The 14,284-nt window shown below is 32.3% G+C and carries 13 protein-coding genes and 1 pseudogene; 13 read left to right on the top strand and 1 reads right to left on the bottom strand.

The genetic code is table 11. The annotated features are described in order from the left end of the window. Positions 1-11 precede the first annotated feature (11 nt). From HMPREF3058_RS08685 to hfq, 7 genes are all read left to right on the top strand, one after another. Complete coding sequence (locus tag HMPREF3058_RS08685) at positions 12-545, top strand: glycerol-3-phosphate responsive antiterminator (protein WP_002487388.1); 534 nt, start codon at positions 12-14, stop codon at positions 543-545. 372 nt (positions 546-917) lie between these two features. Further along, the gene (locus tag HMPREF3058_RS08680; protein ID WP_002446324.1) at positions 918-1,742 is read left to right on the top strand and encodes an MIP/aquaporin family protein; all 825 of its coding nucleotides are present in this window, start codon (positions 918-920) and stop codon (positions 1,740-1,742) included. A 153-nt stretch (positions 1,743-1,895) separates the two neighbouring features. After that, the gene (gene glpK, locus HMPREF3058_RS08675; RefSeq protein ID WP_002491397.1) at positions 1,896-3,395 is read left to right on the top strand and encodes a glycerol kinase GlpK; all 1,500 of its coding nucleotides are present in this window, start codon (positions 1,896-1,898) and stop codon (positions 3,393-3,395) included. 176 nt (positions 3,396-3,571) lie between these two features. Beyond that, positions 3,572-5,245 (top strand): glycerol-3-phosphate dehydrogenase/oxidase, encoded by a 1,674-nt coding sequence (locus tag HMPREF3058_RS08670; protein ID WP_002446326.1) that lies wholly within the window; start codon positions 3,572-3,574, stop codon positions 5,243-5,245. Positions 5,246-5,466: 221 nt separating this feature from the next. Continuing rightward, positions 5,467-6,396, top strand: a complete 930-nt coding sequence (locus HMPREF3058_RS08665; RefSeq protein WP_070731370.1) for an alpha/beta hydrolase — start codon at positions 5,467-5,469, stop codon at positions 6,394-6,396. 11 nt (positions 6,397-6,407) lie between these two features. Next, complete coding sequence (miaA, locus tag HMPREF3058_RS08660; RefSeq protein ID WP_002491369.1) at positions 6,408-7,406, top strand: tRNA (adenosine(37)-N6)-dimethylallyltransferase MiaA; 999 nt, start codon at positions 6,408-6,410, stop codon at positions 7,404-7,406. Beyond that, positions 7,360-7,599, top strand: coding sequence for an RNA chaperone Hfq (gene hfq / locus HMPREF3058_RS08655; protein WP_001829517.1), 240 nt, complete (start codon positions 7,360-7,362; stop codon positions 7,597-7,599). Before miaA ends, hfq begins: the two co-directional genes overlap by 47 nt. A gap of 218 nt (positions 7,600-7,817) precedes the next feature. On the opposite strand, the gene HMPREF3058_RS08650 is transcribed toward hfq, so the two are convergent. Beyond that, positions 7,818-8,297, bottom strand: a complete 480-nt coding sequence (locus HMPREF3058_RS08650; RefSeq protein ID WP_002446329.1) for a glutathione peroxidase — start codon at positions 8,295-8,297, stop codon at positions 7,818-7,820. A gap of 109 nt (positions 8,298-8,406) precedes the next feature. Here HMPREF3058_RS08650 and hflX point away from each other — a divergent pair, with 109 nt between their 5' ends. The 6 genes and pseudogenes from hflX to HMPREF3058_RS12235 form a co-directional block, all read left to right on the top strand. Then, complete coding sequence (hflX, locus tag HMPREF3058_RS08645) at positions 8,407-9,648, top strand: GTPase HflX (RefSeq protein ID WP_002457337.1); 1,242 nt, start codon at positions 8,407-8,409, stop codon at positions 9,646-9,648. Positions 9,649-9,663: 15 nt separating this feature from the next. Then, complete coding sequence (locus tag HMPREF3058_RS08640; RefSeq protein ID WP_002491370.1) at positions 9,664-10,902, top strand: methionine gamma-lyase family protein; 1,239 nt, start codon at positions 9,664-9,666, stop codon at positions 10,900-10,902. A gap of 479 nt (positions 10,903-11,381) precedes the next feature. Beyond that, positions 11,382-11,747, top strand: a complete 366-nt coding sequence (locus HMPREF3058_RS08635) for a MerR family transcriptional regulator (protein ID WP_001829488.1) — start codon at positions 11,382-11,384, stop codon at positions 11,745-11,747. 18 nt (positions 11,748-11,765) lie between these two features. Then, the gene (glnA, locus tag HMPREF3058_RS08630; protein ID WP_001829492.1) at positions 11,766-13,106 is read left to right on the top strand and encodes a type I glutamate--ammonia ligase; all 1,341 of its coding nucleotides are present in this window, start codon (positions 11,766-11,768) and stop codon (positions 13,104-13,106) included. A 441-nt stretch (positions 13,107-13,547) separates the two neighbouring features. Then, positions 13,548-13,919, top strand: a complete 372-nt coding sequence (locus HMPREF3058_RS08625) for a hypothetical protein (RefSeq protein ID WP_002491156.1) — start codon at positions 13,548-13,550, stop codon at positions 13,917-13,919. 46 nt (positions 13,920-13,965) lie between these two features. After that, positions 13,966-14,284, top strand: a pseudogene (locus HMPREF3058_RS12235) (transposase); the annotation flags it as partial.

The raw sequence follows: 14,284 nt of genomic DNA, 5'->3' as shown, positions 1-14,284 counted from the left end.
GAGTTTTAATTATGAAAGAGAATATTTTGCCAGCCATTAGAAATATGAGAGATTTAGAAAAGTTAATTAAAACAGACTACAAGGCATGTGTTGTGTTAGATATGCATATAGGTCATTTGAAAAGCATTATGGAGTTACTTAAAAGTCATTCGATTGAATGTTATGTACATATCGATTTAATCAAAGGACTCAGTCATGATGAATTTGCTTGTGAGTACATTATTCAACAATATAAACCTAAAGGTATTGTTTCTACAAAAGCTAAGGTCATCAAAAAAGCTAAAATGTTAAATACATTGACGATATTTAGAGTGTTTATTATAGATAGTCAAGCATTAACAAGAAGTATTGAACTCATTAAAAAAGTAGAGCCTGACTATGTTGAAGTTTTACCTGGTGTTGCAAGTAAAGCAGTAAGTAAAATTCAACAAGAAACATCAGCATCAGTAATAGCTGGTGGTCTTATTGATGAACAATCGGAAATTAGTGAAGCAATTTCCAATGGTGCTAAGTACGTTACTACAAGTTACGAAAAACTTTGGTAATTCATATACTGTTAATGAGAATGCATTTAAGTTTGTTAATCAGCGTATTATCACTTTTTCATGGAATGAGTGGATTTGAATACCGGATGATTAATAACTTAAAGTGCATTCTTTTTTATATGAAAAAAAGTAAAATGCACTTTTAAAAAAATTGTTAAACTTTTTATTTAGTGCATCAAAAATAAATGCACACTATATCAATAAAAACTTTAATCAAATATGACAATTTTTTTACAAAATTGTTGACAACGCTTACAACGTAATAGTAAACTTATAACAAGTTTAAAAGTTAATATTAGAAGAGAGACGCGGAGATTTCTACTAGTAATATATTTGACGTAGGGGTCTCCCTGTTTTTTGGGAGGAATGTATATGAATGCTTATTTAGCAGAATTTTTAGGTACTGCAATCCTTATTCTTTTTGGTGGTGGCGTTTGTGCAAACGTTAACTTAAAGAGAAGTGCTGGTAACGGTGCAGATTGGATTGTTATTGCATTTGGTTGGGGTTTGGCAGTAACAATGGGCGTTTATGCTGTTGGAACGTTTTCTGGTGCACATTTAAATCCAGCTGTAACAGTTGCTTTAGCCATGGATGGTGGATTTAGCTGGGCACAAGTACCGGGCTATATTGTTTGTCAAATGCTTGGCGGTATTGTTGGTGGAGCTTTAGTATGGTTAATGTATTTACCACACTGGAAAGTTACAGAAGATCCAGCAGTCAAATTAGGTGTATTTTCAACAGCACCAGCTATTAAAAATTATTTTGCTAACTTTTTAAGTGAGATTATCGGGACTATGGCTTTAACATTAGGAATTTTATTTATCGGGGTTAATAAAATTGCTGATGGTTTAAATCCAATTATTGTTGGTAGTCTTATCATAGCAATTGGTTTAAGCTTAGGAGGTACTACTGGTTACGCTATTAATCCAGCCCGTGACCTAGCACCACGTATTGCGCATGCTATTTTGCCAATTCATGGTAAAGGTAAATCTAACTGGTCTTACGCAATTGTACCCGTTCTGGGACCAATGGCAGGTGGTATGTTAGGTGCGATTGTTTATGAAGTATTTTATAAACAAACATTCAATTTTAGTTGTTTCATTGGTTTAATTGTACTTATATTCACACTTATACTTGGTGTGATACTAAATAAGATATCTCAAAATAAAAACAACGATATTGAATCAATTTATTAACATATGGCATTCGTATATATAACCGTATGATTAATGTGATATGTTCATGTGTGTTGAACAATCACATTTAAAAGTCTATTTAATTATCATTTTAGAATGTTTAATTGTTTAGATAATGAATTCATTATTCACTTTTGAAGGAGTCATATACCTATGGAAAAATATATTTTATCAATTGATCAAGGAACTACGAGTTCACGTGCGATACTTTTTAATAAAGAAGGAGAAATTAAAGGTGTTTCTCAAAGAGAATTTAAACAACACTTTCCACATCCAGGCTGGGTAGAACATGATGCTAATGAAATATGGACATCTGTTCTATCAGTTATGGCTGAGTTACTTAATGAAAACAATATTAATGCAAATCAAATTGAAGGTATTGGTATTACAAACCAACGTGAAACGACAGTTGTATGGGATAAAAATACAGGTCGTCCAATCTATCACGCTATTGTTTGGCAATCACGTCAGACACAAGATATTTGTACAAATTTAAAGGAACAAGGTTATGAAGAAACATTTAGAGAAAAAACAGGTCTACTTTTAGACCCGTACTTTGCGGGAACTAAAGTAAAATGGATTCTTGATCATGTTGAAGGTGCTAGAGAAAAAGCTGAAAATGGTGATTTACTCTTCGGAACAATCGATTCATGGTTAGTATGGAAATTGTCAGGGCGTACTGCTCATATTACAGATTACACAAATGCAAGTCGTACATTAATGTTTAATATTTATGACCTAAAATGGGATGATGAGTTGTTAGAACTCTTAGATATTCCTAAACAAATGTTACCTGAAGTTAAAGAATCAAGTGAAATTTACGGGAAAACTATCGACTATCACTTCTTTGGTCAAGAAGTACCTATTGCTGGTATTGCCGGTGACCAACAAGCAGCATTATTTGGTCAAGCATGTTTCGACCGTGGTGATGTAAAAAATACATACGGCACAGGTGGATTTATGCTAATGAATACTGGTGAAGAAGCAGTTAAGTCTGAAAGTGGCTTGTTAACAACTATTGCATACGGTTTAGATGGAAAAGTTAATTATGCACTTGAAGGTTCAATTTTCGTATCTGGTTCTGCTATCCAATGGCTACGAGATGGTTTGAGAATGATTAATTCTGCGCCACAAACCGAAAACTATGCTTCAAGAGTAGAGTCAACTGAGGGTGTTTATATGGTTCCAGCATTTGTTGGTTTAGGTACACCTTATTGGGATTCAGAAGCAAGAGGAGCTATTTTCGGATTATCTCGTGGTACGGAAAAAGAACATTTCATTCGTGCGACATTAGAATCTTTATGTTATCAAACAAGAGATGTTATGGAAGCTATGTCTAAGGACTCAGGTATTGAAGTTCAAAATTTACGCGTTGATGGTGGTGCTGTAAAAAATAACTTCATTATGCAGTTCCAAGCAGATATCGTAAATTCATCTGTTGAAAGACCTGAAATCCAAGAAACAACAGCACTTGGTGCTGCATATTTAGCTGGATTAGCTGTTGGATTCTGGGATGATAAAGAGGATATCCGTGAACGTTGGAAACTTCAAACTGAGTTCAAACCAGAAATGGATGAAGATCAACGTCATAAACGTTATAGTGGTTGGAAAAAAGCTGTTAAGGCGACTCAAGTATTTAAATTAGAAGATTAAGCTATGTTTTAGACTTTTTAAATCTTTAAATGGACTTGATTTTCTTAACTGTGTTATAATTTAGATAAGTTAATAAGAAAATCGAGAAACGAGAGATTTGTTCGTACAAAACAATTTAATGTTATTGTGGGGATAAATTTCTCGTTTTTTATTTATAACTAGGAGGCGTTTAGATAATGTCATTATCTACATTGAAAAGGGATCATATTAAAAAGAATTTAAGAGACACTGAATACGATGTTGTTATCGTAGGTGGCGGTATTACAGGTGCAGGTATTGCTTTAGATGCAAGCAATCGTGGCATGAAAGTAGCTTTAGTAGAGATGCAAGACTTTGCACAAGGTACAAGTTCACGCTCAACTAAACTTGTACATGGTGGTTTAAGATATTTAAAACAACTGCAAGTAGGGGTAGTTGCAGAAACAGGTAAAGAACGTGCTATTGTTTATGAAAATGGTCCGCATGTGACAACACCAGAATGGATGCTTTTACCTATGCATAAAGGTGGTACATTTGGTAAGTTCTCAACTTCTATTGGACTAGCTATGTACGATCGTCTAGCTGGTGTCAAAAAATCTGAACGTAAAAAAATGTTATCTAAGCAAGAAACTTTAAATAAAGAACCTTTAGTTAAACGTGATGGATTAAAAGGCGGTGGCTACTATGTAGAATACCGTACTGATGATGCGCGTTTAACTATTGAAGTTATGAAAAAAGCTGCTGAAAATGGAGCAGAAATCCTTAATTATACAAAATCAGAACACTTCACTTATGATTCCAATAAGAAAGTAAATGGTATTGAAGTATTGGATATGATTGATGGCGAAACGTATGCGATTAAAGCTAAAAAAGTTATTAATGCTTCGGGGCCATGGGTTGATGAAGTGAGAAGTGGCGATTATGCTCGTAACAATAAGCAATTAAGATTAACTAAAGGTGTGCACGTTGTTATAGATCAATCTAAATTCCCATTAGGTCAAGCAGTTTACTTTGATACTGAAAAAGACGGACGTATGATTTTCGCAATTCCACGTGAAGGAAAAGCCTATGTAGGAACAACTGACACATTTTATGATAATGAAAAAGCAACTCCTTTAACAACACAAGAAGATAGAGACTATTTAATTAATGCAATTAACTACATGTTCCCAACAGTTAATGTTAAAGATGAAGATATTGAATCAACATGGGCAGGTATTCGTCCGTTAATTCTTGAAAAAGGTAAAGATCCTTCTGAAATCTCACGTAAAGATGAAGTTTGGGAAGGTGAATCTGGATTATTAACTATAGCAGGCGGTAAATTAACTGGTTATCGTCATATGGCACTAGAAATTGTTGATCTATTAGCTAAACGTTTAAAACAAGAATACGGGTTAAAATTTGAATCATGTGCCACAAAATATCTAAAAATTTCCGGTGGTGACGTTGGCGGAAGCAAAAACTTTGAACACTTTGTTGAACAAAAAGTTGATGCAGCTAAAGGATTTGGAATTGATGAAGATGTGGCACGTCGCTTAGCAAGTAAATATGGTTCAAATGTGGACCAACTATTTAATATTGCTCAAACGGCACCATACCATGATAGTAAGTTGCCATTAGAAATTTATGTTGAATTAGTTTATAGCATTCAACAAGAAATGGTTTACAAACCAACTGACTTCTTAGTACGTCGTTCTGGCAAATTATACTTTAATATTCAAGATGTGTTAGATTATAAAAATGCTGTGATAGATGTTATGGCAGATATGCTTAATTATAGTGAAACTCAAAAAGAGGCTTATACTAAAGAAGTAGAAGTTGCGATTGATGAGGCACGTACAGGTAATGATCAACCCGCAACTAAAGCTTAATCATTCCTATTGATTGTATATCTAATAGATTATAATAAACTACTTGTAGATGGAGGAGACCTTTTTATCTGCAAGTAGTTTTTTATTTTAATACTATAAACTTCTAAAACCTCAATGTGCGTACGATTTGATATGATATCTCACACACGGTATATTAAATATGATATAGGTTGATGTACTATAAATGACATAACAAATAAAAAGGAATGGGGGCATATGTTGTGAGTCAAAGTCATTTTAAAATAACAGTTGAAGATGGAACAATGATAGAGGTGAAAATTGATAAAGCAAAAAAGAGTACTATTGGTATTGTTCATCTTTTCCATGGCATGGCTGAACATATGGACCGTTATCAAGAGTTAGTTGAAGCTTTAAATACACAAGGTTATGATGTTGTCAGACATAATCACCGTGGACATGGTAAAGAAATAGATGAGAATGAACGTGGTCATTTTAATAGCATGAATCAAATTGTAGATGACGCTTATGAAATCATTGAGACATTATATCTTGAAGAGCTCAATGTACCCTATATTATCATAGGTCATTCAATGGGCTCCATTATTGCTAGATTATTTGTTGAAAAGTATCCTGACATTATTGCTCAAGGTTTAATTCTTACAGGAACAGGTATGTTCCCCAAGTGGAAAGGTGTTCCAATACGTTTAGCGATGAAGATAGTTACATTTATTTTTGGAAAACGACGTCGACTCAAATGGGTGAATCAATTATTGAATAAAACTTTCAATAAAAAAATCACTCAACCTCGAACAGAAAGTGATTGGATTTCTACACGTCAAGATGAAGTTGATAAATTTGTGGAAGATGAATTTTGTGGATTCAAAGTATCAAATCAGCTCATTTATCAAACTTTAAAGACCATGATGAAAACAGCAGAACGACAACAATTAAAAAGAACGGACAAAAATCTACCTATACTATTTATTTCTGGGAAAGATGATCCGTTTGGTGAATATGGTAAAGGTATAAAGCATTTAGCTAGATTATATAAAAGGGCAGGTATTAAACATATAACAGTACAACTATATAAACATAAGCGTCATGAAATATTATTTGAAGAAGATTATTTGAAAACTTGGCAACACATGTTTGAATGGATGGAAAAGCAAATTTTGAAAAAACAAAAGTGAGTGAATCTTAAATGACTGAAATGACAAAGCCTTTTTTAATCGTTATTGTAGGTCCAACGGCTTCAGGTAAAACTGAGTTAAGTATTGAAGTTGCTAAAAAATTTAACGGAGAAATTATTAGCGGAGATTCAATGCAGGTCTATCAAGGAATGGATATTGGTACAGCAAAAGTTACAACTGAAGAAATGGAAGGTATACCACATTATATGATAGATATCTTGCCTCCGGATGCTTCTTTTTCTGCATATGAATTTAAAACAAGGGCAGAAAAATATATTAAAGATATTACTGGAAGAGGCAAGGTGCCTATTATAGCAGGAGGAACAGGACTATATATACAATCTCTCTTATATAACTATGCTTTTGAAGATGAATCCATATCTGATGATAAAATGAAGCAAGTTAAATTAAAGTTAACAGAACTTGAGCAGCTTAATAATAATAAGCTTCACGAATATTTAGCTTCATTCGACAAAGAATCAGCCAAGGATATACATCCTAATAACAGAAAAAGAGTGTTGCGAGCAATAGAATATTATTTGAAAACAAAAAAACTTTTAAGTTCTCGCAAGAAAGTGCAACAATTTACTGAAAATTATGATACATTATTAATAGGGATTGAAATGTCGCGTGAAACATTATATTTAAGAATAAATAAACGTGTTGATATTATGTTGGGCCACGGATTATTTAATGAAGTGAAACATCTCGTTGAACAAGGTTTTGAAGCGAGTCAAAGTATGCAAGCCATTGGGTATAAAGAGCTTGTACCCGTTATAAAGGGAAATATAAGCATGGAAAGTGCTGTAGAGAAATTAAAACAGCATTCTCGACAATATGCTAAAAGACAGTTGACTTGGTTTAAAAATAAAATGAATGTTCATTGGTTAAATAAAGAAAGGATGTCACTTCAAATGATGTTAGATGAGATTACAACCCAAATAAATAAAAGGAGTTCTAACCATGATTGCAAACGAAAACATCCAAGACCAAGCACTAGAGAACTTTAAATCGGAAAAAACTGAAGTCACAATTTTCTTTTTAAACGGCTTTCAAATGAAAGGTGTCGTTGAAAATTATGACAAATATGTTGTAAGTTTAAATTCTCAAGGTAAGCAACATCTGATTTACAAACATGCGATCAGCACTTTCACTGTAGACAATGAATCGTCTGAAGCAACTGAAGTGAATAGTGAAGAATAAAAAGTTGTAATCAAAGTGCATTCATAATGCATCAACTCAATAGAAGTCATATTTTGACTTATTTAAGAATGTTATTAAATATTGAAGCACATGTTTTAAACGTAGCACTTTAACACAAACCAAGGAATGTTTGTAATAAAAAATGCTTCATCTAATGTAAATATTGAATTTATTAATTCAGTTCAAAAACATTAGATGAAGCATTTTCTTTTTAAAATTTAAGATAGTAATTTTTCAATTTCAGACTTTATTTGTTCCGGTTTCTTTTGAGGGGAAAAACGTTTAATCACATTACCTTCACGGTCAATTAAGAATTTAGTGAAGTTCCATTTGATTTTTTCGTTTATCATACCTTTAGCAGCGTCTGTTAAAAATCGGAATAATGGATGTTGATTATCACCTTTAACATCAACTTTTTCATGAATAGGGAAAGTCACACCATAGTTAATTTTGCAATTTTGAGCAGCTTCTTCCCCCGAGCCTGGTTCTTGACCACCAAATTGGTTACATGGAAATCCTAAAATAATAAATCCTTGATCCTTATACTCATCATATAACTTCTGTAAACCCTCGAATTGAGGTGTAAAACCACATTCGCTAGCAGTGTTGACAATAAGCATAACGTCGCCCTTATACTGCTCTAATTTATAACTTTCACCATTGTTTTTTTCTACAACGAAATCATAAATACTTTCCATATTATCACCCTTTCGCTATACATCTAATTTAACACAATTTGTGTAGTTAGTCTTTGTTCACACTCTATGATAAAATGTCTTGAGTAACTTTTAAAAGGAGATGTATAACGTGACACAGCATGCGACCTATGAAACAAAAAATAATCGAGAAACTGCTGTATTAATCGGTGTACATGCTCAAACGGATCGTCAATTTAATTTTGAATCTACTATGGAAGAGCTTGATGCTTTATCACAAACTTGCCAACTTAATGTTAAAGGACAAATCACTCAAAATAGAGAGCAATTTGACCACAAATATTATGTTGGAAAAGGAAAAATCGATGAAATAAAATCTTTCATAGAATTCCATGATATAGATGTTGTCGTAACCAATGATGAATTAACGACGGCACAGTCTAAAACGTTAAATGATAATTTGGGCATTAAAATCATCGATAGAACCCAATTAATTTTAGAGATATTCGCGTTGCGAGCGAGAAGTAGAGAGGGAAAGCTACAAGTTGAACTTGCACAACTCGACTATTTGTTACCAAGACTACAAGGTCATGGTAAAAGTCTATCTCGTCTTGGTGGTGGCATAGGAACAAGAGGTCCAGGTGAAACAAAGTTAGAAATGGATCGTCGCCATATTAGAACACGTATGAATGAGATTAAACATCAATTAAAAACGGTCGTGGATCATCGGGAAAGATATAGAAATAAACGTGAACAAAATCAAGTTTTTCAAATCGCTTTAGTTGGTTATACAAATGCGGGTAAATCGTCATGGTTTAATGTTTTAGCTAATGAGGAGACCTATGAAAAAAATATTTTGTTTGCAACATTAGATCCCAAAACACGACAAATACAAGTGAATGAAGGATTTAATTTAATTATTTCTGATACGGTAGGATTTATTCAAAAATTACCAACGACTTTGGTGGCTGCGTTTAAATCTACACTAGAAGAAGCTAAAGGTGCAGACATACTTATGCATGTCGTCGATGCAAGTCATTCGGAATACCGTACTCAAATTGACACTGTAAATCAAATCATTAATGATTTAGAAATGGATCATATTCCACAAGTAGTTATTTTTAATAAAAAAGACTTATGTAACGAACAGATGGATGTACCTGTATCTAAATCTGCGCATGTTTTTGTATCTAGTCGTGATGAAAATGATAAAGAAAAGGTAAAAAATTTAGTAATTCAAGAAATAAAAAATAGTCTCAGTCCATACGAAGAAATTGTAGACAGTGCTGATGCAGATAGATTATATTTTCTTAAACAACATACGCTTGTTACTGAATTAATATTTGACGAAACGCAAGCATCTTATCGTATCAAAGGATTTAAAAAATTATAAAAAGGAAGACAGATTATGCAAGATTTTAGCAATTTAGTTGAAGAAGTTGAAAACACACTTATTCCTTACTTTAAGAAAATTGAAAAGCGTGCATTATTTAATCAAGAAAAGGTCTTAAATGCTTTTCACCATGTTAAAGCTAGCGAAAGTGATTTACACGGGTCTACGGGTTATGGATATGATGATTTTGGGAGAGACCATTTAGAAGAAATTTATGCGCACACATTTAAAGCAGATGACGCACTTGTTAGACCTCAAATTATATCAGGTACCCACGCTATTACTTTAGCCTTACAAAGTACGTTAAAAAACAATGATGAACTACTTTATATTACAGGTAGTCCATATGATACACTTCTTGAAGTCATTGGCATAAATGGCAATGGTGTTGAAAGTCTTAAAGAATATGGTGTTCGCTATAATGAAGTCGAATTACGTGACGGTCGAATTGATATTCCTAAAGTCATCACTGAAATTAATGACAATACAAAAGTTGTAGCAATTCAGCGATCAAAAGGATATGATCAACGTCCATCAATTACAATAAATGAAATTGAACAAGCAATAAAATCAATTAAAGAGGTTTATCCCAATATCATTATTTTTGTTGATAATTGTTATGGGGAATTTGTAGAAGAAAAAGAACCAATTGAAGTAGGTGCTGATTTAATCGCCGGATCATTAATTAAAAATCCAGGTGGAGGTTTAGCTAAAATTGGAGGATATATTGCTGGTAGACAAGATTTAATTGAACGCTGTGGTTATCGTTTAACAGCACCAGGCATTGGTAAGGAAGCAGGTGCCTCACTTAATTCTCTACAAGAAATGTATCAAGGCTTCTTTCTAGCACCACATGTGGTTAGCCAAAGTTTAAAAGGTGCACTGTTTACTAGTTTGTTATTAGAAAAACTAAACATGAAGACCTCCCCTAAATATAATGTTTATCGTACAGACTTAATTCAAACGGTTCAATTTGAGACGAAAGAGCAAATGATTTCATTTTGTCAAAGTATACAACACGCTTCACCAATTAACGCACATTTTAGTCCAGAACCTAGCTATATGCCTGGATACGAAGATGATGTCATCATGGCTGCAGGTACATTTATTCAGGGCTCATCTATTGAATTATCTGCAGACGGACCTATACGCCCGCCTTATGAAGCATATGTTCAAGGTGGTTTAACTTATGAACATGTCAAATTAGCTGTTACGCGTGCGGTGCAAGATATGCAAGATAACAATTTACTATAATTTTTAAGAGATTGAGATCAAAGTATAAAAGATTAGGCTCAATATAAGGATATAGCATAAAAGCATTCTCGTATGATTCATTAAATCATCAAAGAAAGATCATATAAATGATAACGATGTTATAAGGAGTTTGTTTTCGATAAGATTTTCGACTCCCCAAAAGTAATAGATATAAAGAGAATGGACGATATTCTAGCCTTATTCTTAGAGTTGTTACGTCTAAGATAAAAGTTATTAAGCTTAGTTATACTTTGAAAAGCAATCTCTTTTTATTTCGAACAATATAAATTGTCGGAAAATTATAAAATTTTTGTGTTATAAGCCATTCTCATTTCTAATTTTAATTAATTACTAATAAATAAACATTGATATAATAAGGTTTAGAAGGTTTATGTCAGAAAACCTTACATACTTTTGTAATTAAAGTAAAACTATGCTAAATTAATAACAAGTTCAAAAGTAGAGGAGAGGTTCAAGGAATGTCTAATGATTCAATCAGACGAAACATGGCCGTTTTCTCTATGAGTGTGGTTAGTAAATTGACAGATTTATCACCAAGACAAATTCGTTACTATGAAACACATGAACTTGTGATGCCTGAAAGAACAGATGGAAATAAGAGATTATTTTCTATGAACGATTTAGAGAGGTTGTTAGAAATAAAGTCTCTTATCGAAAAGGGATTTAATATTAGAGGTATTAAACAAATTATATTCGATGAGCAAGGGCATTTAACTACTGATGAACAAGAGACAAGAAAGAGAATGATTGTTGACGCAACGCAGAAACCACGTAGTGAAACATTACCAATAAATCGTGGCGATTTATCACGATTTATTAAATAAAATTGGAGGATTTATACCATGCCAAAACGTAGTTTTACAAAAGATGATATTCGTAAATTTGCTGAAGAAGAAAACGTAAGATATTTAAGATTACAATTCACTGATATTTTAGGGACTATTAAAAATGTTGAAGTTCCAGTAAGTCAATTAGAAAAAGTATTAGACAATGAAATGATGTTTGATGGTTCATCTATTGAAGGTTTCGTTCGTATCGAAGAATCAGATATGTATTTACATCCTGATTTAGATACTTGGGTTATTTTCCCTTGGACTGCTGGACAAGGAAAAGTAGCACGACTAATCTGTGATGTATTTAAAACAGATGGTACACCATTTGAAGGTGATCCACGAGCTAACTTGAAGCGTGTATTAAGAAGAATGGAAGACATGGGCTTTACTGATTTTAATCTAGGACCTGAACCAGAATTTTTCTTATTTAAATTAGACGAAAAAGGCGAACCTACATTAGAATTAAACGATGATGGTGGTTATTTCGATTTAGCTCCTACAGATTTAGGTGAAAATTGTCGTCGTGACATCGTATTAGAATTAGAAGATATGGGCTTTGATATTGAAGCAAGCCACCATGAAGTAGCACCAGGTCAACATGAAATTGACTTTAAATATGCAGACGCTGTTACAGCATGTGATAATATCCAAACATTTAAACTAGTTGTTAAAACAATTGCACGTAAGCATAATTTACATGCTACATTTATGCCAAAACCATTATTTGGTGTAAACGGAAGTGGTATGCACTTCAACGTATCACTATTTAAAGGAAAAGAGAATGCGTTCTTTGATCCTGAAGGTGATCTACAATTGACTGATACTGCTTATCAATTTACAGCTGGTGTCCTTAAAAACGCTAGAGGATTCACTGCAGTATGTAATCCAATCGTCAACTCATATAAACGTCTTGTACCAGGTTACGAGGCACCATGTTATATTGCATGGAGTGGTAAAAACCGTTCTCCTTTAGTACGTGTTCCAACATCTAGAGGTCTATCAACTCGTATTGAAGTACGTTCAGTTGATCCTGCAGCTAACCCTTACATGGCATTAGCAGCAATTTTAGAAGCAGGCTTAGATGGCATTGAGAATAAACTTGAGGTTCCAGAACCAGTAAACCAAAATATCTACGAAATGAATCGTGAAGAACGAGAAGCAGTTGGTATCCAAGACTTACCTTCAACTTTATACACTGCGTTAAAAGCAATGCGTGAAAATAAATCAATTAAAAACGCTTTAGGTAATCATATTTACAATCAATTTATTAACTCAAAATCTATTGAATGGGATTACTATAGAACTCAAGTATCCGAATGGGAAAGAGAACAGTATATTAAGCAATACTAAGCGCTAAACAATTTCAGGGGAAACCTAATAGGGGTAAGGAGTTAAGGCATTTTGCCTTAGCTTCTTTTTTATTTAGTTTAGGTGGACAATACTATTAAATTACATTATAGAATTTTTACTTGTCTACTATTCAAAAATATTTTAACCATATAAAATATGAGGTAATTAAATGGAATTATATACACATATAGAATGCTTATTATTAGATATACTTGATAAAACACCATCTATTTATTATTCTTTCTTTACAATTGCGTTAGGGATTATAATTTATTCTATTAAAGAATGTATTAGATATTTTAATGAAAAAAGATTCATAAAGCTAAATACAATTTAGAATATATAAGACCTATATTACAAGAGGCACATATTAAAGTTAATAAATTAAATCAAGCTTTTATAGATACTTACAACGACATAGATTCATATAGTGATTTGAATTTGGAACTTTTAAGTAAACTACCAGAAAATGAAAGAAGAAAGTATGAAAAAGAAGAAATTTATAGAATATATTATAATATTGAAACAAACATAAATAGATTAAAAAAAGCTTGTCGAGAGTTTATTGCATTTATGAATGTAAACAAAATCTATTTTTCAAATGAGATTTTTTATAAAGTTATAGAGATAGACATTACTGTAAACACCAATCATATTAGTTTATTAAAAAACATACAAAAAGAAGTTGTAGAAAAGAAAAATCCTAATACATTGAAAGTTGGTATTTCTGAAGATTACAAAAGAAATCAAAGAGATTATAGATTTTTACAAGATGCATTAGAACAGGAAATTAAGAAGCAATTAAAAGTATGAAACTAAAATATGTAATATTCTTTAAACTTAAGAAGAAACATAAAATGAAAAATATAACAATTACATCTTTACTACTCAAAATTGGAAATATGACGAAATTAATGATGAATTCATTTGTCCGAACAATAAAAGACTAGGATTTAAAAGATATGCCTATCGCTATGATAAATATGTTTTTAAACGAGACTTTAAATTATATGAATGTGATGATTGTTCAGAGGGTCCTCTGAAACACCATTGTTTGAACTTCAATTCAAAAGCAAATAAAAAATAATGAAGAATTATAATTTGTAATATTTTAAAGCTCAAATTAATAAAAAGCTTTCAGAATCAAAAACAAAAACCATCTACAGTCAAAGAAAAAT

Source organism: Staphylococcus sp. HMSC068G11 (assembly GCF_001815825.1).
GTDB classification, from domain to species: Bacteria; Bacillota; Bacilli; order Staphylococcales; family Staphylococcaceae; genus Staphylococcus; species Staphylococcus epidermidis.
The sequence above is the reverse complement of the archived record's forward strand: the minus strand, read 5'-3'. Positions and strand labels throughout refer to the sequence as shown.